This window comes from Erwinia sp. JUb26, from assembly GCF_003751505.1.
Classification (GTDB): Bacteria; Pseudomonadota; Gammaproteobacteria; order Enterobacterales; family Enterobacteriaceae; genus Erwinia.
Genome location: NZ_RJVB01000009.1, coordinates 31,544 through 55,009, shown reverse-complemented (window position 1 = coordinate 55,009; position 23,466 = coordinate 31,544). Strand labels below are relative to the sequence as shown.

Below are 23,466 nucleotides of genomic sequence, written 5' to 3'. Positions count from 1 at the left end.
CTTATTCTTTCTCCGAAATGTACGGATCGGGATAGCCAAGAGCAAGCATTATCTCGGTCTCCAGCGATTCCATCTCTTCGGCTTCATCATCTTCGATGTGATCATAACCTAATAAGTGCAGGCTGCCGTGGATCACCATGTGCGCCCAGTGCGCCTCCAGCGCTTTTTCCTGCTCCTGCGCTTCTTGCTCCACCACCTGACGGCAAATAATCAGGTCACCCAGCAGGGGCAGTTCAATGCCCGGCGGCGCTTCAAACGGAAAAGACAGCACGTTGGTTGGCTTGTCCTTACCGCGATACGTATGGTTCAACTCATGGCTTTCCGCTTCATCCACCACGCGAATGGTGACTTCACTTTCCGGCTGGAACTGCGGCAGCACCGCTTCCAGCCAGCGGCGAAAGTCGGCTTCCGGTGGTAATCCCTGTTCACTTTCACAGGCTAACTGCAGGTCAAGAATGACTGTACTCATCTGGGCTCCTGTGAAGCGGCCTGCTGCAGGGCAAGCGGTTCACGTTTACGTTCTTCTGCCAGGGCATCGCGCCGTTTTTGATCGGCGCTTTCCCAGGCTTCATAGGCAACAACAATGCGGGCAACGACCGGATGGCGCACAACGTCTTCGCTGTGGAAGAAGTTGAAACTCAATTCCGGCACGTCAGATAACACTTCAATCGCATGGCGCAGACCGGATTTCAGATTACGCGGCAGGTCAATCTGGGTCACATCACCGGTAATCACCGCTCTTGAGTTGAAGCCGATACGCGTCAGGAACATCTTCATCTGTTCGATGGTAGTGTTCTGGCTTTCATCAAGAATGATAAACGCGTCGTTCAGGGTACGCCCGCGCATGTAGGCCAGCGGGGCGACTTCAATCACGTTGCGTTCAATCAGCTTCTCTACGCGCTCAAAGCCCAGCATCTCAAACAGGGCGTCATACAGCGGACGCAGGTAAGGATCGACCTTCTGGCTGAGATCGCCGGGCAGGAAGCCCAGTTTCTCACCGGCTTCGACCGCCGGACGAGTCAGCATGATACGACGGATCTCCTGTCGCTCCAGCGCATCTACCGCAGCGGCCACCGCCAGATAGGTTTTACCGGTACCCGCAGGCCCGATACCAAAGGTCACGTCGTGGTCGAGAATATTGGCAATGTACTGCGCCTGGTTCGGCGTACGTGGCTTGATCACGCCGCGTTTGGTCTTGATGTGAATGGCCTTGCCAAAGTCCGGCACGCTCTCAGCGGTCTGCTCCAGTACCCGGCTCTCTTTAATCGCCAGGTGGATTTGTTCCGGATCGATATCCGGAATGTGGCCACGCACGGGGGCGGTATCCACGTACAGATCGCGCAGAATATCCACGGCGGCGTTGACGCAAAGCGCACGCCCGACCAGCTTAAACGCATTATCCCGTCGGTTTATTTCAATCCCAAGACGGCGTTCCAGCTGCTTGATGTTGTCGTCGAACGGGCCACACAGGCTCAGCAGTCGGGTGTTATCGGCCGGGTCTAAGGTAATTTCACGTGTTTCAATATTCAAACTAATCCTTTGGGTCACTCAGGGCCAGGTTGAGAAAAGTGGACTTCACCGACTTAAGCGCCAGTGCCATAAGGGAATTATTTATGGCGAGGCGCAAAGGTGCAAGCGTCTCAGTCGATATTTGGGCTGAGATTTCAGAAACCAACCGTTGTTGCATGAAATAATGCGGCGAACTGGAAGCCTCGCCGCATTTTAAGGCGGGATCAGGGCTGGAAAGTACTCACGCCCAGTTCATTTTCTTTGCGGGTGCGGGCAATGACCGAGGCAGGGGACTCAATAACGCGCAGGCCCATCTGTTCTTCGCTACGCACCAGCACACCGCGCAGCGAGTTGGTATAGACATCCACGATTTCAACATCGACAAATTTGCCGATATGTTCAGGTGTGCCGGCAAAATTGACCACGCGGTTATTTTCCGTGCGGCCGGAGAGCTCCATCACATTTTTACGCGAAGTGCCTTCGACCAGAATTCGCTGGACGGTGCCGAGCATACGGCGGCTCCACGCCATCGCCTGCTGGTTAATGCGGTCCTGCAGGATATACAGACGCTGTTTCTTCTCGTCTTCCGATACATCGTCCGGGAGATCGGCGGCGGGCGTACCGGGGCGCGCAGAGTAGATAAAGCTGAAGCTGACGTCGAAGTTAATATCGCCAACCAGCTTCATGGTTTGCTCAAAATCGGCCTGGGTTTCCCCGGGGAAGCCGATGATAAAGTCGGAGCTCATCTGAATATCGGGTCGGGCAGCCAACAGCTTACGAATAATCGCTTTATATTCCAGTGCGGTATGCGAGCGCTTCATCAGCGTGAGTATACGATCTGCTCCGCTCTGTACCGGCAGATGCAGGAAGCTGACCAGTTCCGGCGTGTCGCGATAAACGTCGATAATATCGTCGGTAAATTCAATCGGATGGCTGGTGGTGAAGCGAATGCGGTCAATACCGTCAATGGCGGCCACCAGACGCAGCAGTTCGGCGAACGTGCAGATTCCGCCGTCGTAAGTTTCGCCCCGGTAAGCGTTAACGTTTTGCCCCAGCAGATTCACTTCCCTCACGCCCTGCGCTGCCAGCTGGGCGATCTCAAAGAGAATATCATCCGACGGGCGGCTGACCTCTTCACCGCGCGTATAGGGCACCACGCAGAACGTACAGTACTTGTTGCAGCCTTCCATGATAGAGACAAACGCCGTCGGTCCGTCCGCGCGGGGTTCGGGCATGCGGTCGAATTTTTCAATTTCCGGGAAGCTGATGTCGACCACCGGGCTTTTGGTGCCGCGCACGGTGTTGATCATTTCCGGCAGGCGGTGCAGGGTCTGCGGGCCAAAAACAATATCCACGCAGCTGGCGCGTTGACGAATGTGCTCGCCTTCCTGCGATGCCACACAGCCTCCCACGCCGATAATCACATCCGGTCGTGCTTCTTTCAGCTTTCGCCAACGGCCAAGCAGATTGAAAACCTTTTCCTGAGCCTTTTCGCGAATCGAGCAGGTGTTGAGCAGCAGTACGTCCGCGTCTTCCGCGTCTTCGGTCAGGGTATAACCGTGGGTGCTGTTTAACAGGTCAGCCATTTTGGATGAGTCATACTCATTCATCTGGCAGCCCCAGGTTTTAATATGCAGTTTTTTTGTCATCGACTTGCCATTTGTCATGCAGAAAAGAGTGCTGGACGCGTATCCTGTTGTTTCGCGACCAGTGAAACTGAGGTAACGGGGTTAAAATCCGGTACACTTACTAACTATCAGGATAACAGAATTCGCCCGGCGAGGTGTAGCTGTACAGCATAATTGGCAACGCCGGTGAAGGAAAAACAATGACAGAAAATGAGCAGAAGGTAGATGTGGCTATCGTGGGCGGTGGCATGGTGGGCGCCGCGTTAGCCAGTGGTCTGGCCCAGCATGGGTTTGAGGTGGTGGTTCTGGAGCAGGAAGCCCCGGCAGAGTTTGATCCGGCAAGCCCTCCCGACGTGCGTATCTCGGCCATTGGTGCCGCCTCCGTCGCTTTACTCAAACAGCTTGATGTCTGGCCCGCGGTCAGCGCCATGCGCTGTGTGCCTTATCGCCGGCTTGAAACCTGGGAGTGGCAGACGGCCCAGGTCTCGTTTGATGCCGCCTCGCTTGGCCTGCCCGAGCTCGGCTACATGGTGGAGAACAGCGTGCTGCAGCGTGCGCTTTGGCAGCGCCTGCAGCAGCAGCCTGTGCGGACAATCTGCCCCGCGCGGCTGCAGGGTTTGCAATCGATGAACGGGGGCTGGCAGCTCACGCTTGCTGATGGCAAGCGGCTGAATGCGCGTCTGGTGATTGGCGCCGACGGCGCTAATTCGCAGGTTCGCCAGATGGCCGGAATAGGGATTCGCGGATGGAACTACGCCCAGTCCTGTATGCTGATCAGCGTGCGCTGCGAACACGATGCCGGTGATACCACCTGGCAGCAGTTTACCCCGCAGGGGCCGCGCGCTTTCCTGCCGCTGTTCGACAACTGGGCATCACTGGTCTGGTATGACAGCCCGGCGCGTATTCGTCAGCTGCAGGCGATGCCGATCCCCCAGCTGCAAAAAGAAATTGCTGCACACTTCCCGGCGCGGTTAGGCAAAGTGACCGCCGTGGCCGCCGGCTCATTCCCGCTGGTGCGCAGGCATGCCATCGACTACGTTAAGCCGGGCCTGGCGCTGGTCGGTGATGCGGCCCACACCATCAATCCGCTGGCCGGGCAGGGGGTGAACCTCGGCTATCGCGACGTGGACGCGCTGATTAACGTGCTGAGCGAGTCGCGTCTGCGCGCGGAGGACTGGGCTTCGGAAGCGGTGCTGCTGCGTTATCAGCGTCAGCGACAGAAAGATAATCAACTGATGCAGAGCGGTATGGATCTGTTTTATTTTGCCTTCAGCAATCAGCTTGCGCCGTTAAAATTTGTGCGTAACCTGGGCTTGATGGCGGCAGAGCATTCCGGTGGGCTAAAGCGTCAGGCGCTGCGGTACGCGCTGGGGCTGTAGCTTTATTTCGGGTGGGTTGAAAGCCTGCCCGATGCTGTCATTAAGCGGTCTGTTTTATTGAGCGGTGAGTTTGTTTGAGCCAGGTAAACTACACATGTAAAAAAGCCCGCTTGCGCGGGCTTTTTTACTTTGTGGCTGGGGTGCAGGGATTCGAACCCCGGAATGCTGGTATCAGAAACCAGAGCCTTACCACTTGGCGACACCCCAATTTTCACTGCGACTGGCGAACCAGGCGACTTTTACTTTGCGACTTATAACAACCAGCCGTCTTTATATGGCTGGGGTGCAGGGATTCGAACCCCGGAATGCTGGTATCAGAAACCAGTGCCTTACCGCTTGGCGACACCCCAAAAATTTGGTGGCTACTACGGGAATCGAACCTGTGACCCCAGCATTATGAGTGCTGTGCTCTAACCAGCTGAGCTAAGTAGCCGTACGTTACTGCTTTACTACTTTCTGACTGGCTGGGATACCTGGATTCGAACCAGGGAATGCCGGTATCAAAAACCGGTGCCTTACCGCTTGGCGATATCCCAATGTCCGCATCGTGATAACACGACAGTCAGAAATCTAAATCTACTACAAAAACTGGCTGGGGTACCTGGATTCGAACCAGGGAATGCCGGTATCAAAAACCGGTGCCTTACCGCTTGGCGATACCCCATCCTTACTGCAAACCTCTGTCGGAAATGGTGCGGGAGGCGAGACTTGAACTCGCACACCTTGCGGCGCCAGAACCTAAATCTGGTGCGTCTACCAATTTCGCCACTCCCGCGCAAAAAGAAGTGGTGGCTACTACGGGAATCGAACCTGTGACCCCAGCATTATGAGTGCTGTGCTCTAACCAGCTGAGCTAAGTAGCCTTCTTTTTTTGCGTAACCTTCATCGGCGTTGCGGGGCGCATTATGCGGAGTTGGCCCAAAAGCGTCAACTAGTTTTTTCCCGTTTTTTGCCATAAACGTGTTGTTTGCATGGCTTGTGACCATTATGTCGATAAAATCAACGAATTCTGAGTCTAAACAGCATTATGGCAAAAAAAACGGGCCATAAAGGCCCGTAAGTATTTGTCAGACGGTAAGGATTAATAGGCGGACTGATGCACGCCAACCGCACGTCCTGACGGGTCGTCCATGTTTTTGAACGCTTCGTCCCATTCGATGGCTTTAGCCGACGAGCAGGCGACGGAAGGGCCGCCCGGAACGCATTCTGCCGCGCTCGGTACCGGGAACAGTTCTTCAAAGATTTCACGGTACAGATACGCCTCTTTTGAGGATGGCGTGTTGTACGGGAAGCGGAAGTGCGCAGTTTGCAGCTGCTGGTCGCTAATCTGCTCTGCGGCCACTTCTTTCAGCGTATCAATCCAGCTGTAGCCAACACCGTCGGAGAACTGCTCTTTCTGGCGCCATGCTACGCTTGCCGGCAGGTAGGATTCAAAACACTCACGCAGGATGTGTTTTTCCATTTTGCCGTTGCTGCCGCACATTTTGTCTTCCGGGTTGATGCGCATTGCCACATCAAGGAATTTCTTATCCAGGAACGGTACGCGAGCTTCCACGCCCCAGGCCGACATCGCCTTGTTGGCACGCGCACAGTCAAACATGTGCAGCGCATGCAGCTTGCGCACGTTCTCCTCGTGGAACTCCTGCGCGTTCGGTGCCTTATGGAAGTACAGGTAGCCACCGAAGACTTCATCCGCACCTTCACCGGACAGCACCATCTTAATGCCCATCGCTTTGATCTTACGTGACATCAGATACATCGGCGTTGATGCACGGATGGTGGTCACGTCATAGGTTTCAATGTGATAAATCACATCGCGAATCGCATCCAGGCCTTCCTGCACGGTGAAATGAATTTCATGGTGCACGGTACCCAGATGTTCGGCCACGGCTTTCGCGGCTTTAAGATCCGGTGAACCGTCCAGGCCCACGGCGAAGGAGTGCAGCTGTGGCCACCAGGCTTCGCTCTTGTCGTGATCTTCTACGCGCTTGGCAGCAAATTTCTTGGTCACCGCTGAAATGATGGAGGAGTCCAGACCACCGGACAGCAGTACGCCATAAGGTACGTCTGACATCAGGTGGCTTTTCACTGACTCTTCCAGCGCGCCTTTTAGAGCCGCTGCATCGGTTGTGTTGTTAGCCACGGCGGCATAGTCGAACCAGTCGCGCTGCCAGTAGCGTTTAATCTCACCATCGGTGCTGGACATATAGCTGCCTGCCGGAAACTCTTTGATCGTACGGCAAACCGGCACCAGTGCCTTCATTTCAGACGCGACATACAGGTTGCCGTGTTCATCGTTGCCCATATACAGCGGAATGATGCCGATATGGTCACGGCCGATCAGCCAGGTTTTCTTCTCGGTGTCATACAGAATAAAGGCAAACATACCCTGCAGATCGTCCAGGAAATCGATACCTTTTTCCTGATACAGCGCGAGGATCACTTCGCAGTCGGAATCCGTCTGGAATTCATAGCGGTCGCTCAGTTCAGCGCGCAGTGCCTGATGGTTGTAGATCTCACCGTTAACCGCCAGAACGTGGGTGTGCGCGGCGTTGTACAGTGGCTGTGCGCCATTGTTCACGTCAACGATCGACAGACGCTCGTGGGCGAGGATGGCATAGTCATCGGCATAAATGCCTGACCAGTCCGGGCCACGGTGGCGCATCAGACGAGAAAGCTCCAGCGCTTTCTTACGCAGTTCAGTAGGATCGGTTTTCAGATCGAGTACACCAAAAATAGAACACATACACAGCTCCCTAAACGACTTACCTTGCGGTATTGATATTGGTTTGAGGCGAGAGTTGCCGCCTGATGTATAAGAAAATGCGCTAACAGAGCAGACTATGCAAGCAATTTAGCCAATACCTGAAAAATAGCCCGTTGACTTGGCGTAATCTTTAGCGAATATGCAATTAATTTGCGTTTTTATTGATGAATCAACAAAAAGTGGCGAAAAGCGGATGAATTTTGCGCGATACAGAAAGACCCAGCCCGGCGTTAGCCGGGCTGGGGAATTAAAATATGTCGATATCCGCGACGGAGGGATAAACCCAGGTCGGTCGGAAGGGCATAGCGTCGATATCGCTGAGGCTGGACACGCCGGAAAGGACCAGGATGGTTTCCAGACCTGCCTGGAATCCGGCCAGAATATCGGTGCGAAGATTATCGCCAACAATAACCGTTTCCTCTGAATGGGCCTGCATCTTATTCAGCGCGGCGCGCATGATCCACGGACTGGGCTTGCCGACGTAGAAAGGCTGCCGACCGGAGATACGCTCAATCCCGGCGCACAGGGCGCCGCAGGCAGGGGAGTGACCGTGGCCGTGACTGTCCGGGTTGGTGGCAATAAAGCGTGCGCCGTTCGCCACAAAGAAGGCGGCTTTATGCATCATGTCCCAGTTAAAGGAGCGTGTCTCACCGACGATCACGAAATCCGGGTTGATATCGGTAATGGTAAACCCGGCTTTATACAGCTCATGGATCAGCGCACCCTCGCCAACGACATAGGCTTTTTTTCCTTCCTGGCGCTTCAGAAAATCGGCGGTTGCCATTGCGGAGGTATAAAACACGCTGTCCGGAAGGTCGATCCCTGCCGAAGCAAAGCGGTTCGCCAGGTCCATTGCGGTTTGTGAGGGGTAGTTGGTCAACACCACCAGCGGCATATCGTTTCCCATGATCCGCTGCAGGAATTCACGCGCGCCGGGCACGGCGGTATTGTCATGCATCAATACGCCGTCAATATCACAAATTACGTTCTTAATCGTCATGCACTTACAGTCCTTGATTAGGCTTCCAGAAGTCGCTGCAGCAGGATGCCGTTAAGCATCGCCCGTTTCGCCAGCGCAAAGGCCCCGATGGCCGACCGATGATCGATCTCTGAGCGTACGACCGGTAGATTTTTGCGGAACGCTTTTAGCGCCTGGGTGTTGATGCAGCTTTCAATTGCAGGCAGCAGGACTTTATCTGCCTCGGTTATCTCACCGGCAATGACGACTTTCTGCGGATTAAACAGGTTAATGGCGATGGCAATCGCTTTACCCAGATGGCGGCCTACATGTTCGATAACCTCAGCGGCCAGCGCGTCGCCGCGATTAGCGGCACTACAGATATGCTGGATCTGACAGTTATCCAGACTCAGACTGCTCGGATAGCCCTGCGTCAGCAGGTGGCGCACGCGGTGTTCAATCGCGCTATTGGCGGCAATCGTTTCCAGACAGCCAAAGTTGCCGCAGTGGCAGCGCTCGCCTAACGGATCAACCTGAATATGCCCCAGCTCGCCGACGTTGCCGTTGCTGCCAAGGAAAATGTGACCGTTGGCGATAATCCCCGCCCCCGTTCCGCGATGTACGCGCACCAGAATGGAGTCTGCGCAGTCGCGAGAAGCACCAAAATAGTGCTCTGCCAGCGCCAGGCTGCGGATATCGTGCCCGACAAAGCTGGTGACGTTAAAGCGTTTTTCGAGGTTGGCGACCAGCGGCCAGTGGCTGACGCTGATATGCGGCATATAGCGGATCACGCCGTTGGTTGGATCGACCAGGCCGGGAAGAATAACCGAAATGGCGATGAGCTCGCGCAGCTTGCGCTGATGCTGCTCATGGAAGGCCGCGATGGAATTAAACAGCGCGTGCTCCAGCGTTTCCTGGCTGCGCTCCGGCAGAGGATAGTGCTCCTCCGCCAGCGATTTGCCGCTGAGATCGAACAGGGTCAGTGTGGCATCGTTACGGCCCAGGCGAACGCCAATGGTGTTGAAGCCACGGGTTTCGCTGATAATCGAGATGGCCCGGCGGCCGCCGGTGGAGGCCTGCTGCTCAACCTCTTTAATCAGCCCGCGTTCAATGAGCTGCCGGGTGATCTTGGTGACGCTGGCGGGGGCAAGCTGGCTGTGTTCGGCAATCTGAATGCGCGATATGGGCCCCTGCTGATCGATGAGCCGATACACGGCCGCGCTATTTAGTTGTTTAACAAGATCAACATTCCCAATCTGGGCCTGGCCGCCAGTGCTCATTCAATATCTACTCGCTAAAGACCTCGTTACCGTTAACGATGGTCCGGGTGATTTTATAATCGCGGGTGAATACCGTCAGGTTCGCCACTTTTCCGGCTTCAATTGACCCTAACTGATTATCAACCCCCATTGCACGGGCCGGATAAAGCGTTGCCATACGTAGCGTTTCATCCAGGGCGATACCAACATGTTCGACGCTGTTCTCCACAGCTTCAATCATAGTCAGCGCAGAACCACTCAGAGTACCGTTCTCGTCAACGCACAGCCCGTTACGATAGTATATTGTTTTACCAGCAAAAATGAACTGGTCAATATTAGCGCCCGCCGGCGCGGTAGCATCGGTGACAAGCACCAGCTTGTCGCCCTTAATGCGTTTTGCGTTCCGAATGTTGGCGAAATGGACGTGTAAACCGTCGGCAATCACGCCACACCAGACGTCAGGGGAATCAAACAGCGCGCCGATCAAACCCGGTTCGCGGCCGGTGGTGGTTGGCATCGCGTTATAAAGGTGGGTGGCAAAGCTGACGCCTGCGGAAATGCCGCTGCGCGCTTCGTCATAGGTCGCATGCGAGTGCCCGGCGGAAATCACGATCCCGGCGGCACGCAGCTGGCGGATGACTTCCGTGCCCACTTTTTCAGGGGCCAGCGTAATCTTGGTAATCACGTCCGCATTTTCACACAGGAAGTCGACCAGCGCTTTATCAGGGGCGCGGATCAGTGCCGGATTGTGGGTGCCTTTCTTCAGCGGATTCAGCCACGGGCCTTCAAGGTGCAGACCCAGCGCCTGATTGGTGTTTTGTGCCAGCCATGCCCGCATCACTTCAACCGCGCGTTTCATCAGCTCGTCGGTGCTGGTAATAAGCGTCGGCAGGAAGCTGGTACAGCCGGATTTTTCATTCGCTTTCTGCATGGTATTCAGCGTTTCAACGCTGATTGCCGCAGGGTCATCATTAAACTGCACGCCGCCGCAGCCGTTAAGCTGCAGATCGATAAAGCCAGGGGCGATAATGGCACCGTTAACGTCACGGATTTCAATACCGTCAGGCACATCGCCGAGCGGGCAAACACGGTCGATCAGGCCATCGGCGATCACCACCGCATGCCCGTCGAGGACTTCATGGCCGGTATAAATACGACCCTGGGTTAAAGCGTACATAGTCATTCTCCTGACTTTTAATGCTGTTACGATCCGGCTGGCCTTAGCGAAGCCTCGACCAGCCGGATGCGATCGGTGAAGGGGAGGCGCACCTCCCGGCATCACAGACCGGTAATATTTTCCGCTTCCATTTCGCGGAAGTACTTCACGGTCTTCACTTTCAGTTCCATTGTGGCCGGCTCATCGCAAACCACTACAGACTTAGCATGTAGCTGCAGGCAGCTGATGGTCCACATATGATTAACGTTACCTTCAACAGCAGCTTTCAGGGCATGCGCCTTCAGGTGGCCGGTAACCAGAATCATCACTTCTTCGGCATCAAGCAGCGTACCCACGCCCACGGTCAGCGCGTATTTTGGCACCTGATCCACATCGCCACCGAAGAAACGTGAGTTGGCGATACGGGTATCGTGGGTCAGCGTTTTGATACGGGTGCGTGAAGCCAGCGAAGAGGCCGGTTCATTAAAAGCGATGTGCCCGTCGTTGCCCACGCCGCCCATAAACAGATGGATTTTGCCGTAGGAGCGAATTTTTTCCTCATACTGGCGACATTCTGCGTCAATATCCGGCGCATTGCCATTGAGAAGATTGATATTTTCGCTTTGAATATCAACGTGATCGAAAAAGTTACGATGCATGAAGCTGTGATAGCTTTCCGGGTGCTCCTTCGGTAGGCCAACATATTCGTCCATATTAAAGGTGACGACGTGCTTGAAGCTAACCTGGCCCGCTTTATGCATCTCAATCAGGTGCTTGTAGGCTTCCAGCGGCGTGCCGCCGGTTGGCAGGCCCAGAACGAAAGGGCGCTCTGCGGTAGGTTTGAAGTTGTTGATGCGGGTAACAATGTGGCGTGCAGCCCACTTACCGACCTGAGGAGATGTTGCCAGTGGAATCAGTCTCATGATGAACCTCGTAAAATGAGCAATATAAATATGGGTCTGAAAACGCTGCCCTGCTAACTAAGATTTATCGTAACGTGATTACGAACAGATAACAGAGGGATGAGTCCGTTTTGATTTTTCGTATCATAAAATAAGTTTGTTATGTTAGCCAGTCTAATGGTGGTAAAAATGATTTTTTTGGTGATTTTAATCACATAAGCAGTGATATAATTTGCGAAGCGAATTAATTTTTTTTTACACTTGTGACTGTGGTGTATACTGTCACTCAGACTGCAGAAGACCGTAAAAAAATAAACGATTTCTGGCACCTTAACGGGTTCAAAGGGGGAAAAGGTGAATATTTTAGGATTCTTTCAACGATTGGGGCGCTCGCTACAGCTGCCGATAGCCGTACTGCCGGTTGCTGCACTGATGCTGCGCTTTGGTCAACCTGATTTACTGAATATGCCGTTCATCGCACAGGGCGGCGGTGCAATCTTCGATAACCTCGCGCTGATCTTCGCCATCGGCGTAGCGTCAACGTGGTCAAAAGACAATGCTGGAGCAGCTGCGCTGGCTGGTGCCGTGGGTTACTTTATCCTGACCAAAGCGATGGTGACCATCAACCCAGCCGTCAATATGGGCGTGCTGGCGGGGATCATCACCGGTCTGGTCGCGGGTGCCACCTATAACCGCTGGGCCGATATTAAACTGCCTGACTTCCTCAGCTTCTTCGGCGGTAAACGGTTTGTGCCGATCGCCACTGGCTTCTTCTGTCTGGTGCTGGCAGCCATTTTCGGCTACGTCTGGCCGCCGGTGCAGAACGCGATTCACGCCGGTGGTGAATGGATTGTGGCTGAAGGCGCATTCGGGGCTGGCGTGTTCGGCTTCGTTAACCGTCTGCTGATCCCAACCGGTCTGCATCAGGTGCTGAATACCATTGCCTGGTTCCAGATTGGTGAATTCACCAACGCGGCAGGTACCGTCTTCCACGGCGATATCAATCGTTTCTACGCCGGTGACGGTACCGCAGGGATGTTCATGTCGGGCTTCTTCCCGATCATGATGTTCGGTCTGCCGGGCGCTGCGCTGGCGATGTATATGGCTGCGCCAAAAGAGCGCCGTCCAATGGTCGGCGGCATGCTGCTCTCCGTAGCGGTAACCGCATTTCTGACCGGTGTGACCGAGCCGCTGGAATTCCTGTTCATGTTCCTGGCACCGATGCTGTACCTGATCCACGCATTGCTAACCGGTATCAGCCTGTTTGTCGCTACGCTGCTGGGGATCCATGCCGGATTCTCCTTCTCGGCGGGGGCCATCGACTACGTGTTGATGTATAACCTGCCGGCCGCCAGCCAGAACGTCTGGATGCTGCTGGTGATGGGCCTGGTTGCATTCCTGGTTTACTTCGTGCTTTTCAGTGCGGTGATTCGCATGATGAATCTGAAAACGCCGGGCCGGGAGGATGCCTCTGACCTGGTGGTAACAGAAGAAGCGAACAGCAACACCGAAGAGGGGATGGATCAGCTGTCCCGCCAGTACATTGTGGCGATCGGTGGCTCTGATAACCTCAACGTGATTGATGCCTGTATCACCCGTCTGCGCCTGTCCGTTAAAGATGCCGGACTGGTTAACGATGCCGCCTGTAAGCGTTTGGGCGCATCCGGTATTGTTCGACTGAATAAACAGACGATCCAGGTGATTGTCGGTGCGAAAGCGGAATCCATCGCTGAAAGCATGAAAAAACTGATTGCCAAAGGGCCAATCGCGGCGGCAGCGGCTACCGCTACGCCAGTCGCACCGGCTGCGCCAACCGCGGCGCCGCAGGCCGTACCAAACGCCAGTAAAGGGATTGTTGGTACGCTGGTGGCTCCGGTGAGCGGGACCGTAGTGGCAATTGACCAGGTGCCGGATGAAGCCTTCGCCAGTAAAGCGGTCGGTGACGGGCTGGCGATCAAACCGACCAGCAGCACCGTCGTGGCACCGGCCAGCGGTACGCTGGTGAAAATCTTCAACACCAATCACGCCTTCTGTCTGGAAACGGATAAAGGGGCGGAAATTGTGGTGCACATGGGGCTGGATACCGTTGCGCTGCAGGGTAAAGGCTTTACCCGTCTGGTGGAAGAAGGTGCCCAGGTGGTGGCCGGTCAACCGGTGCTGGAAATGGATCTGGCCTTCCTGGAAGCCAATGCCCGTTCGATGATCAGCCCTGTCGTGGTCAGCAACATCGAGGATTTCTCTGGATTAACGCTGCTGGCAGGCGACACCGTCGTTGCCGGTGAGAGCCGTATCTACGAGATTAATGGCTAAAATACGATACTAACGTAAGCAGAAAGGGCGGCGAGCAATTCCCGCCCTTTTTTTATTGGATTTCCGTAACAAACGGTTGTCTCAGTCCCCCGCTTTGTGGATCATACTCCGTTATTTCGTAGCGAATTTATTCCAGGCATTAATTGAGGAAATTGAGATGAGTGAGGCTGAAGCCCGCCCAACGAACTTTATTCGTCAGATTATCGACGAAGATCTGGCGTCCGGTAAGCACAAGAGCGTGCATACCCGCTTCCCGCCTGAGCCAAACGGCTACCTGCATATTGGCCACGCTAAGTCGATCTGCCTGAACTTTGGTATCGCCAATGATTACCAGGGTCAGTGCAATCTGCGTTTTGATGATACTAACCCGGTGAAGGAAGACCTGGAGTTCGTTGAGTCCATCAAACGTGACGTGCAGTGGCTCGGCTTCGAGTGGAGCGGCGAGGTGCGTTACTCATCTGACTATTTCGACCAGCTACACCACTATGCGGTCGAACTGATCGAAAAAGGGCTGGCGTATGTGGATGAACTCTCACCGGAGCAAATCCGTGAATACCGCGGCAGCCTGACCGCGCCGGGTAAAAACAGCCCTTATCGCGATCGCAGCGTGGAAGAAAACCTGGCGCTGTTTGAGAAAATGCGCAGCGGCGGGTTTGAAGAAGGTAAAGCGTGTCTGCGTGCCAAAATCGATATGGCATCCAACTTTATCGTGTTGCGCGATCCGGTGCTGTACCGTATTAAGTTCGCCGATCACCATCAGACCGGTTCGAAGTGGTGCATCTATCCGATGTACGATTTCACGCACTGCATTTCCGATGCGCTGGAAGGGATCACCCATTCCCTGTGTACGCTGGAGTTCCAGGACAACCGTCGCCTGTATGACTGGGTGCTGGATAACATTACCATCCCGGTTCATCCGCGCCAGTACGAGTTTTCTCGTCTGAATCTTGAATACGCCATCATGTCCAAGCGCAAGCTGAGCCAGCTGGTGAGCGAGAAAGTGGTTGAGGGCTGGGACGATCCGCGCATGCTGACCGTGTCCGGTCTGCGCCGTCGTGGCTACAGCGCGGAGTCGATCCGTGAGTTCTGCCGCCGTATTGGCGTCACCAAGCAGGACAACAACGTTGAGATGGCCGCGCTGGAATCCTGTATTCGTGACGATCTCAATGAAAACGCCCCGCGCGCGATGGCGGTGCTGGACCCGGTTAAACTGGTGATTGAAAACCTGCCTGCTCATCATGAAGAGACGATCAGCATGCCGAATCATCCGAATAAGCCGGAAATGGGGACGCGTGAAGTGCCGTTCAGCCGTGAGATCTATATCGATCGCGCCGATTTCCGTGAGGAAGCGAACAAGCAGTACAAGCGCCTGGTGCTGGGTAAAGAAGTTCGTCTGCGTAACGCCTATGTGATTAGAGCAGAACGCGTCGCGAAAGATGAAGACGGTAATATTACCTGCCTGTTCTGTACCTGCGACGTGGACACCCTGAGCAAAGATCCGGCTGATGGGCGTAAAGTGAAGGGCGTGATCCACTGGGTTTCCGCCGTGCATGCGTTACCGGCAGAGTTCCGCCTGTACGATCGCCTGTTCAGCGTGCCGAATCCGGCGGCGGAGGAGGATTTCCTCGGCAGCATCAACCCGGAATCTCTGGTGGTCCGTCACGGTTTCGTTGAGCCGGGTATGCAGAAAGCGGAAGCCTCAGCGGCGTATCAGTTTGAGCGTGAAGGCTACTTCTGCGCTGACAGCGTTTATTCTTCTGCCAGCAATCTGGTCTTTAACCGCACCGTTGGCCTGCGTGATACCTGGGCTAAAATCGGCGAATAAGCCGATCCTGCTGCAATAAAAGGGCGACGATTCGCCCTTTTTTTTCGTCTAAATCTTCACTGGCACCGCGCCGCACAGAGCACGTTATGCCTCTGTAGGTCTGACCTGGCCCGGCTATATCGACAGTTTCTCAGAGAGAAAATCGATAAACAGCCGGGTTTTCCTCTGCATCTCCCCATGCCCTGCGAACACGGCGCTGACCGGCTGATCCGGCAACTGCCATGTCTCAAACAGGTGCTGCAGTCTGCCTGCGGCAATATCGTCACATACCAGCCATTCCGGCAGCACCGCGACGCCCATTCCGCCTAATGCCATCTGGCGGACGATTTGTGCCGAGTTGGCGGTATAAGCGGCATCGGACTTCAGTTCTGCAGTCTGATTATCCACTCCGCGAAAGGTCCAGCGGCCGGGATGCGTCAGGTTGCTGTTGTGGATCCACGGCATGGCGGAAACGTCCTGCAACTGCTGCGGGTGGCTGCGGCTTACCAGCGAAGGGGAAGCCACCAGTAAAATGGCATAATCCGTCAGCCTGCGGCTTTTTAGGGACGAGTCGCGCAGCGCCCCCAGACGTATCGCCACATCCAGCTTATTACTGACTAAATCATCCAGCGAAGCTCCGACGCTGTAGCTCAGTTTCAGCAGGGGATGGCGCTGGCAGAATTCGCCGACCAGCGGCATCAGGAACTGCTGGCCGAACTCCCACGTCGATGTGATGCGCAGTTCCCCTGAGAGGGAGTGATGCTCAGTGGCCACTCGCGCGACGGCACGGTCAATATCCGCAAAAATCAGCTTAAAGTCCTGATAAAACTGCTGCCCGTGGCCGGTCAGGGCGAGGCTGCGGGTATTGCGCACCAGCAGCGTGACGCCAAGCAGCTGTTCCAGGCTCTTAAGATGCAGGCTGACCATCGCGCGGCTTAAGCCGAGGTTGCTGGCGGCCCGGGTAAAGCTGCCGCTGTCGACGATGGCAAAGAAGGTATGGATCTTATCAAGATGAGCATGCATGAGATTATTCAGTTTTATCAAACAATCATTTAAATTTAGGCGTCTTTATTTGTCAGGTCAACCGCCGCTATGCTGCGCGTGGAGGTGTGACAATGCACTATGGTTATCGGGTCGCAGCGATTTTCCTGCTCGGCTTTTTTATAGATTGTATTAATATTTTTATGTCGGCTATTGCGCTGCCGTCGATAGCTGCGCAGATGTCCGTTGCGACGGAGTCCATCAGCTGGGTGGCAAACGGCTACATTCTGGGCCTGACGCTGATCGTGCCGCTGAGCGGCTGGCTGGCCTCACGCTTTGGCACCCGGCAGACTATCGTCGCCTCGATGTTGATTTTCAGCATCGCCGCGCTGGGCTGCGCGCGTGCTGATTCCTTCAGTACGCTAATCGCGTGGCGTTTTATCCAGGGGGCGGGCGGCGGGCTGCTGATCCCGGTAGGCCAGGCGCTGACCTTTAATCTGTTTCAGGGGCGGCAGCGCGCCGCTATTTCAACGCTGATCATGTGCGTTGCGCTGATTGCTCCCGCGCTGTCTCCACTGCTGGGGGGCATGCTGGTCGATGTGCTTTCCTGGCGCTGGATCTTCTACAGCAACATTCCGTTCAGTCTGCTCGCGGCGCTGCTGGCGGCGATATGGATCCGCCCGCAGACAACGGAGCGCATCCGCGCGGATATCACCGGAATTATTCTGGTCTGTGGCGCTTTGGGCATGTTGTTGAGGAGCCTGTCGCTGTTCAGCGAGCAGCAGGCTTTGCCGCAGGCCACGCTGTGGCTGGCCGCTGCTTTATTGCTGGCGTGGGGTTATCTGCAGCATTACCGACGACAGCCGACGGCCATTCTCGATCTCAGCCTGCTGCGCAATCCTCAGCTGAATCTGTCCATCGCCGTTTACTATGCTGTCCCGGGCGTATTTACCGGGGTGAATCTGCTTAACATCTTTTACCTGCAGCAGGTTTTACATTTCAGCGCCGGGCATACCGGCAGCTTTATGCTGCTCTACGGTGCCGGAGCGCTGGTGGCGATGCTGGTGGCCGGGCGGATTTATTATCGGGTCGGCGCACCTCGCTTATTCAGTTGCGGACTGCTGCTGCACAGCGGCGGCATTGCGCTGCTTTCCCTGGTCAGCGATTCAAACGGTAGTGGCATACTGTGTGCGGCCTATCTACTGATGGGGATCGGTGGCGGAATTGCCGCGAACTGCGCGCAGACTACGGCGTTAATCGAGCTGAACGAGCAGCAGATGACCCGGGGCAGTACGCTATGGAATATTAACCGCCAGCTTACGTTCAGCCTCGGTACCGCTTTGTTTACGCTGCTGCTGGCGGTACTGAGCCGTTATTTTCCTGGAGAACAGGCGTGGCATCTGGCATTTATTATTGCGGCAGCTAGCGGTTTGCTACCGCTGTGGCTGATTTATCAACGACGCTTTCATAAGGAAATCCAATGACTGATTTAACCGAAAAGGCTACGCAGAGCGTTATCGTTCTGCACCAGCTGATTGAGGCTGTTTTTCACGGCGACGGCAGCCAGATTACGGAGTTGCTGACGCATTTTGCCGACGATTTTGTAATGGTCACCCCGAGCGGCAAAAGCCTGGCGCTGGCTGACGTTGAAGCCTTATTCGGTCGGTTGACCGGAGCGCGACAGGGAATGACGATTACCATTGAGCAGTGCAGCGTTATTTCGCAGCGGGCAGAAGAGGTGGTTATTCAGTATCACGAACTGCAGCAGCAGCAGGATAATCATTCTCATCGCATTTCGCTGGCGGTCATTGACTGCGCAAACCAGCCACCGCGCTGGCGTTATTTGCAGGAAACAATGGTAGCCAATTAATTACCGTACTAGTCCGCGGGTGCGGGTTCATGTAGAATGTGCGGCGTTAATGCCGCTCACCCAGTGAATAATTCCGGTGATGGCGGTGAGTTTCCGTTTTTTGCTAAGGATTAGTCATGGATTTACCGGTTTCCGCCGCCCGCCTGCCTTCTACACTTTGGGGAACGTTAATTATTAGCGGCACCATTATCGGTGCCGGGATGTTTTCATTACCCGTCGTGATGTCCGGCGCCTGGTTCCTGTGGTCATCAGCATTACTGATTGTCACCTGGTTCTGCATGCTGCTTTCCGGCCTGCTGTTCCTGGAGGCCAGCCTGCATTATCCTGCCGGGGCCAGCTTCGATACCATTACGCGCGACCTGCTGGGGCGACGTTGGAACCTGATTAACGGTCTGTCAGTTGCCTTTGTCCTCGGGATCCTCACCTACGCCTATATCTCCGCCAGCGGAGCCATTATTCAGCACACGCTGAGCCAGCTTTCACTGCCGATCTCTGCCCGTAGCGCTGGTTTTGCCTTTACGCTGCTGGTGGCGGTGTTTATCTGGCTGGGTACGGCGATGGTGAGCCGTATGACGCTGATTTTTCTCGGCGCGAAGGTGATTACCTTTCTGATCATCTTTGGCGGGCTGCTGTGGCATATCGAACCCGTGAAGCTGCTGGACAGCCAGGGTGATGAAAGCCACTACCTGCGCTACCTCTGGATGGTGATTCCGTTCTGCCTCGCCTCATTTGGCTATCATGGCAATATCGCCGGGCTGGTCAGCTATTACCAGAAGAACGGCAGTCGGGTTTGCCGCTGTCTGGTGTTCGGCACGCTGATGGCGCTGGTTATCTACTTTATCTGGATTATTGGCACGATGGGCAACATCCCGCGCCATGAATTCAAAGCGATTGCGGCGCAGGGTGGAAATATCGACGTGCTGGTCGCCGCACTTTCCGGCGTGCTGCACAGTCCCTATCTGAACCTGCTGCTGGATATTTTCTCTAACTTTGCCGTCGCCTGCTCGTTCCTGGGCGTCAGTCTGGGCTTCTTTGACTATCTTGCCGACCTGTTTAAGTTTGATCGTTCGGCGATCGGCCGGCTAAAAACGACCGTTGTCACTTTTATTCTGCCGCTGACGGCCGCGATGATCTGGCCGAACGGTTTTCTGGTGGCGATTGGCTATGCCGGGCTGGCGGCAACGCTGTGGGCGGTAATCACGCCTGCAATGCTGGCGCGAAGAGCGCGTCAGCGTTTTAGCACGGCGGAATGGCAGGTCAGGGGAGGAATGGCACCGATCGTGCTGGTGCTGATTTTCGGTGCGGTGAATGCGCTGGTGTCCCTACTTTCATACTGGAACGTCCTGCCGGTGTATGCCGGATAACGCGCAAAAAAAAACCGGTGGGCAGCCACCGGTTTTCATACTGATATCAGAACGGATTACTCGTCGTGCAGCGTATCGTCTTCGCGGCAGTCGCCTTTAGAGCAATGGCCATAAAGGTACAGGCTGTGGTTGCTCAGTTTGATCCCGTGGCGAGTGGCGATTTCACGCTGACGTGCTTCGATATATTCGTCGCGGAATTCGATAACTTTGCCGCAGTCCAGGCAGATCAGATGATCGTGATGGTGCTGCTGAGTCAGTTCGAAAACGGATTTTCCGCCTTCAAAGTTATGACGGGTAACGATCCCTGCGTCATCAAACTGGTTAAGCACGCGGTAAACCGTGGCTAAACCGATTTCTTCGCCCATATCAATCAGGCGCTTATACAAGTCTTCCGCACTGACGTGATGGCCTTCTGGTTCCTGAAGCACTTCCAGAATTTTCAGTCGTGGAAGCGTGACTTTCAGGCCGGCCTTCTTTAATGCGGTATTGTTGTCAGTCATGCGGATATTGTCCTGTTACTTTGCTAGTCACTTAGTGGCTGAAAAGCCCTGAACATCGGTTGACGCTAGAGTTGGATGCGTCACAGTATAGAACTCATACATCGAAATGAAAACAACAAGGGATGCCTTAAACCACTATTGGATGTAAGGATAAATGTCATTACGTCCTGAGTGGCTTGCGTCCAAATCTTACAAAGTTAACATTTCGCTCTATCTCATCCCGTCGCACGACGATCGCTAAAGATCGTTTAGAGATGCTGAAGGATGAGAAAGCGGGTAACCGATAGGGTTATTGTACATTTTTACAGGTGGAAGTTACAAATACGTATCTATTACTTCTATAGGAAAAATCACTGGTTTGATGTGAGATGTCTCCCACATCAAACCGTTTGACTCAGGCTTCGATGATTTCTTTCAGCTGAAGTTCATCAAAAATTTGTTTAACCCACTTATCAACGCGCTCATTGGTCAGTTCCGGCTGACGATCTTCGTCGATGGCCAGACCCAGGAAGTGGTTGTCATCGGCCAGGCCTTTAGAGGCTTCGAAGTTATAGCCTTCGGTTGGCCACTGGCCTACCAGAATCGCGCCGTTTGGCTCAATGATGTCGCGGATGGTGCCCATCGCATCGCAGAAATATTCTGAGTAGTCTTCCTGGTCGCCACAGCCGAACAGGGCGACCAGCTTGCCGTTGAAGTCGATCTCTTCCAGCGTCGGGAAAAAGTCATCCCAGTCACACTGCGCTTCACCGTAGTACCAGGTGGGAATGCCCAGCAGCAGAATGTCGAAGGCTTCAAGGTCTTCTTTGCTGCTTTTGGCAATATCACGAACTTCTGCAACGTCTTTACCCAGCTGTTTCTGGATCATTTTTGCAATGTTTTCCGTATTGCCCGTATCGCTGCCAAAGAAAATGCCTACGATTGCCATGAGTTTAATAACCTCTTGAATCTTAATGATATGGTGGCTGCCAAAATTTTTGCAGATGGTGTTAATAATAGCAGACCGCCGAGAGCGGATAAATGCGTAATCCTGCTGCTTTTGTCGCTTTGTGCGTTGAGAGCACGCAGGGCGATCAGGATTGAAGGTGTTTTAGCTGATTCAGCAACATCTCTTCAATCAGCTCGCTGCGGCTCATATTGCGCGCATCGGCCAGCTGGTTCAGTGCGTCAACGGCTTCACTGTTCATTTTCAGCTCGACGCGCTTAAGCCCGCGAACTTTATCGCGCTTAAGCTGATTACGTTTGTTGATGCGCAGCTGCTCATCACGCGTCAGCGGATTAGTTTTCGGTCGTCCCGGGCGACGTTCATCTGCGAACAGATCGAGCGTTGTGCGGTCCGTGTTCTCTTTTGCCATAGAATAGTGATACTGAAAGGCTGGATTTCTGATGTGTCAGGCCGTTATCCGCCGGAAAAATCGCCAGCGGAAAAATGTCAGCGCGCATCATACCCCAGTGAAAGTGATGACGACAATGTTTTAACAACATAGGGAAATAATTGTTTTTACAGCACAAAAAATCGACGAATTGCGCGTAAAACTGCATCAGGTTTTTCAGCATGTACCCAGTGACCGGCACCGGCCACAACGTAGGCCCGCGCCTGCGGGAACTGTGCCAGCAGCGCATCACGATATTCATCCGCCAGATAGGGTGAACGCTCCCCGCGAATAAACAGTGCAGGATGCGGCCAGGCGGGCTGCGGTTGCCAGCCGATAATCTGGTCGTAGCACTGATACAGCACCGGCACATTGAAGCGCCATTCGCCTTCGTGGAACGATTTCAACAGAAACGGGATGACCCCTTCTTCCGTCAGCATCTGGCGCATCAGCGCTGCTGCTTCACTGCGCGAAGCGATGCCTGCATCCGTCACCGCCTGGAGCGCAGCGAAAATATCATCATGATGGCGGGTGGGGTAGGCGACCGGTGCCATATCAATCACCACCAGTCCGTCCACGCGGTCCGGAGCCAGCGCGGTCAGCATCATGGCAATCTTGCCGCCCATTGAATGGCCAATAACGCCGAAACGCTCAACACCCAGTCCGTCTAACGTTTCCAGCACATCCTGCGCCATCAGCGCGTAGTTCATCTCATTCGACCGTGGCGACAGGCCATGATTGCGCACATCAAGCTGGATCAGACGACGGTGCTGCTTCAGGTCACGAGCAAGGATGCCGAGATTATCGAGGCTGCCGAAAAGTCCGTGGATCAACACTAAAGGCAGATCGTCTGTCGCGGATTGTTCAGATTGCAGGCGGACATTCAAATTCATAGCAAAGTTCTTACAGTTGGAACGAAGGCTTAGGGTATCATGGATTTTACATTTTCTGCCGGGGGTAGCACAGGCGCTGCCAACGATCTTTTACGGCAAATTCTGACTTTTGCTGGCAAAGAGGGCTTAAGCTACAACCGGGCTGGATTTAACTTTATAATCCTGATGTTAGGATCCGGGTTCCAGAAAACAGATGATCCTGAGGATCGTGCCCGTTTTACCCCGATTCTGATAGAAGCAACAACCGTACTGGATAAAGATGAAAACGATTGAAGTCGACGAAGAGCTATACCGCTATATTGCCAGCCATACTCAGCATATTGGGGAAAGCGCATCGGACATTTTACGCCGCATGCTGAAGTTCACCGCCGGGCAGACTGCGCCAGCGGCACCGGTTGCCCAGGCGGCAAAAGAGCCCGCCGTGGTGAAATCTGAACCTCGCCCGCAGGACCGCGTTCGCGCGGTGCGTGAACTGCTGCTTTCCGACGAATATGCCGAGCAGAAGAAAGTGGTGAACAGGTTTATGCTGATCTTATCGACTTTATATACCCTGGACGCCAAAGCCTTTGGCGATGCCACCGAGTCGCTGCATGGCCGCACGCGCGTTTATTTCGCGGGCAACCAGCAGACGCTGACTCAGAACGGTACGCATACCAAGCCGCAGCATATTCCGGGCACCCCTTACTGGGTGATCACCAACACCAATACAGGCCGTAAGCGCAGCATGGTGGAACATATCATGTTATCGATGCAGTTCCCGGCGGAACTGACCGAGAAAGTTTGCGGTACCCTTTAACCGAAGCGTCAGGGAGAAGC

Annotated in this window: 21 protein-coding genes and 7 tRNA genes; 8 read left to right on the top strand and 20 right to left on the bottom strand. The window is 54.5% G+C overall.

Annotation, left to right across the window (positions count from 1 at the left end; genetic code table 11):
- Position 1: 1 nt before the first annotated feature.
- From ybeY to miaB, 3 genes are all read right to left on the bottom strand, one after another.
- Positions 2–469 carry an rRNA maturation RNase YbeY gene (gene ybeY / locus EC836_RS20665; RefSeq protein ID WP_123336611.1) on the bottom strand — a complete coding sequence of 156 codons (468 nt, stop codon included), beginning with the start codon at positions 467–469 and terminating at the stop codon, positions 2–4.
- Positions 466–1,530, bottom strand: a complete 1,065-nt coding sequence (locus tag EC836_RS20660) for a PhoH family protein (protein ID WP_123336609.1) — start codon at positions 1,528–1,530, stop codon at positions 466–468. Before EC836_RS20660 ends, ybeY begins: the two co-directional genes overlap by 4 nt.
- A 203-nt stretch (positions 1,531–1,733) precedes the next feature.
- Positions 1,734–3,158, bottom strand: a complete 1,425-nt coding sequence (gene miaB / locus EC836_RS20655; RefSeq protein WP_123336607.1) for a tRNA (N6-isopentenyl adenosine(37)-C2)-methylthiotransferase MiaB — start codon at positions 3,156–3,158, stop codon at positions 1,734–1,736.
- 179 nt (positions 3,159–3,337) lie between these two features.
- Between miaB and ubiF the strand changes: the two genes are divergently transcribed.
- Positions 3,338–4,516, top strand: coding sequence for a 3-demethoxyubiquinol 3-hydroxylase (gene ubiF, locus EC836_RS20645; protein WP_123336605.1), 1,179 nt, complete (start codon positions 3,338–3,340; stop codon positions 4,514–4,516).
- Between the two features lie 132 nt (positions 4,517–4,648).
- On the opposite strand, the gene EC836_RS20640 is transcribed toward ubiF, so the two are convergent.
- The 12 genes from EC836_RS20640 to nagB form a co-directional block, all read right to left on the bottom strand.
- Positions 4,649–4,723 (bottom strand) — tRNA-Gln (locus EC836_RS20640).
- A 68-nt stretch (positions 4,724–4,791) separates the two neighbouring features.
- Positions 4,792–4,866 (bottom strand) — tRNA-Gln (locus EC836_RS20635).
- A 6-nt stretch (positions 4,867–4,872) separates the two neighbouring features.
- Positions 4,873–4,949 (bottom strand) — tRNA-Met (locus EC836_RS20630).
- 28 nt (positions 4,950–4,977) lie between these two features.
- Positions 4,978–5,052 (bottom strand) — tRNA-Gln (locus EC836_RS20625).
- A gap of 53 nt (positions 5,053–5,105) precedes the next feature.
- Positions 5,106–5,180: transfer RNA gene (locus EC836_RS20620), tRNA-Gln, on the bottom strand.
- Between the two features lie 26 nt (positions 5,181–5,206).
- A tRNA-Leu gene (locus EC836_RS20615) sits at positions 5,207–5,291 on the bottom strand.
- Positions 5,292–5,302: 11 nt separating this feature from the next.
- Positions 5,303–5,379, bottom strand: a tRNA-Met gene (locus EC836_RS20610).
- A 218-nt stretch (positions 5,380–5,597) separates the two neighbouring features.
- The gene (gene asnB / locus EC836_RS20605) at positions 5,598–7,262 is read right to left on the bottom strand and encodes an asparagine synthase B (RefSeq protein WP_123336603.1); all 1,665 of its coding nucleotides are present in this window, start codon (positions 7,260–7,262) and stop codon (positions 5,598–5,600) included.
- 268 nt (positions 7,263–7,530) lie between these two features.
- On the bottom strand, positions 7,531–8,283 hold the full coding sequence (locus tag EC836_RS20600) for an HAD-IIA family hydrolase (RefSeq protein ID WP_123336601.1): 753 nt from the start codon (positions 8,281–8,283) through the stop codon (positions 7,531–7,533).
- Positions 8,284–8,300: 17 nt separating this feature from the next.
- Positions 8,301–9,521, bottom strand: coding sequence for an N-acetylglucosamine repressor (locus EC836_RS20595; protein ID WP_123336599.1), 1,221 nt, complete (start codon positions 9,519–9,521; stop codon positions 8,301–8,303).
- A gap of 7 nt (positions 9,522–9,528) precedes the next feature.
- Positions 9,529–10,677 (bottom strand): N-acetylglucosamine-6-phosphate deacetylase, encoded by a 1,149-nt coding sequence (nagA, locus tag EC836_RS20590; protein WP_123336597.1) that lies wholly within the window; start codon positions 10,675–10,677, stop codon positions 9,529–9,531.
- Positions 10,678–10,778: 101 nt separating this feature from the next.
- On the bottom strand, positions 10,779–11,579 hold the full coding sequence (gene nagB / locus EC836_RS20585; protein ID WP_123336595.1) for a glucosamine-6-phosphate deaminase: 801 nt from the start codon (positions 11,577–11,579) through the stop codon (positions 10,779–10,781).
- Positions 11,580–11,912: 333 nt separating this feature from the next.
- Between nagB and nagE the strand changes: the two genes are divergently transcribed.
- Together nagE and glnS are read left to right on the top strand one after the other, a co-directional pair.
- Positions 11,913–13,868, top strand: coding sequence for a PTS N-acetyl glucosamine transporter subunit IIABC (nagE, locus tag EC836_RS20580; protein ID WP_123336593.1), 1,956 nt, complete (start codon positions 11,913–11,915; stop codon positions 13,866–13,868).
- Positions 13,869–14,025: 157 nt separating this feature from the next.
- Complete coding sequence (gene glnS / locus EC836_RS20575; protein ID WP_123336591.1) at positions 14,026–15,693, top strand: glutamine--tRNA ligase; 1,668 nt, start codon at positions 14,026–14,028, stop codon at positions 15,691–15,693.
- Positions 15,694–15,807: 114 nt separating this feature from the next.
- Here the strand turns inward: glnS and EC836_RS20570 are convergent, their stop codons facing one another.
- Positions 15,808–16,695 carry a LysR family transcriptional regulator gene (locus EC836_RS20570; RefSeq protein ID WP_123336590.1) on the bottom strand — a complete coding sequence of 296 codons (888 nt, stop codon included), beginning with the start codon at positions 16,693–16,695 and terminating at the stop codon, positions 15,808–15,810.
- Positions 16,696–16,787: 92 nt separating this feature from the next.
- On the opposite strand from EC836_RS20570, the gene EC836_RS20565 reads away from it, so the two are divergent.
- The 3 genes from EC836_RS20565 (at position 16,788) to mtr (ending at position 19,887) form a co-directional block, all read left to right on the top strand.
- Positions 16,788–18,137 (top strand): MFS transporter, encoded by a 1,350-nt coding sequence (locus EC836_RS20565; RefSeq protein WP_123336588.1) that lies wholly within the window; start codon positions 16,788–16,790, stop codon positions 18,135–18,137.
- Positions 18,134–18,523, top strand: a complete 390-nt coding sequence (locus tag EC836_RS20560; RefSeq protein ID WP_123336586.1) for a hypothetical protein — start codon at positions 18,134–18,136, stop codon at positions 18,521–18,523. Before EC836_RS20565 ends, EC836_RS20560 begins: the two co-directional genes overlap by 4 nt.
- A 116-nt stretch (positions 18,524–18,639) precedes the next feature.
- Entirely contained in the window at positions 18,640–19,887 is a 1,248-nt protein-coding gene (gene mtr, locus EC836_RS20555; protein WP_123336584.1) for a tryptophan permease, read from the top strand.
- Positions 19,888–19,943: 56 nt separating this feature from the next.
- Here mtr and fur read toward each other — a convergent pair whose 3' ends face one another.
- The 4 genes from fur to ybfF all read right to left on the bottom strand — a co-directional run bounded on the left by fur (position 19,944) and on the right by ybfF (position 22,650).
- Positions 19,944–20,387 carry a ferric iron uptake transcriptional regulator gene (fur, locus tag EC836_RS20550; RefSeq protein WP_105591064.1) on the bottom strand — a complete coding sequence of 148 codons (444 nt, stop codon included), beginning with the start codon at positions 20,385–20,387 and terminating at the stop codon, positions 19,944–19,946.
- 394 nt (positions 20,388–20,781) lie between these two features.
- Positions 20,782–21,312 (bottom strand): flavodoxin FldA, encoded by a 531-nt coding sequence (fldA, locus tag EC836_RS20545; protein WP_123336569.1) that lies wholly within the window; start codon positions 21,310–21,312, stop codon positions 20,782–20,784.
- 145 nt (positions 21,313–21,457) lie between these two features.
- Positions 21,458–21,739: a LexA regulated protein gene (gene ybfE, locus EC836_RS20540; RefSeq protein ID WP_123336567.1), complete on the bottom strand. Its 282-nt coding sequence runs from the start codon at positions 21,737–21,739 to the stop codon at positions 21,458–21,460.
- A gap of 146 nt (positions 21,740–21,885) precedes the next feature.
- On the bottom strand, positions 21,886–22,650 hold the full coding sequence (gene ybfF / locus EC836_RS20535) for an esterase (RefSeq protein ID WP_123336565.1): 765 nt from the start codon (positions 22,648–22,650) through the stop codon (positions 21,886–21,888).
- 39 nt (positions 22,651–22,689) lie between these two features.
- Between ybfF and EC836_RS20530 the strand changes: the two genes are divergently transcribed.
- Together EC836_RS20530 and seqA are read left to right on the top strand one after the other, a co-directional pair.
- Complete coding sequence (locus EC836_RS20530) at positions 22,690–22,923, top strand: hypothetical protein (RefSeq protein WP_123336563.1); 234 nt, start codon at positions 22,690–22,692, stop codon at positions 22,921–22,923.
- Positions 22,910–23,446: a replication initiation negative regulator SeqA gene (gene seqA / locus EC836_RS24880; RefSeq protein WP_199735255.1), complete on the top strand. Its 537-nt coding sequence runs from the start codon at positions 22,910–22,912 to the stop codon at positions 23,444–23,446. The genes EC836_RS20530 and seqA overlap by 14 nt, the downstream gene beginning before the upstream one ends.
- The last annotated feature ends 20 nt before the right edge of the window (positions 23,447–23,466 follow it).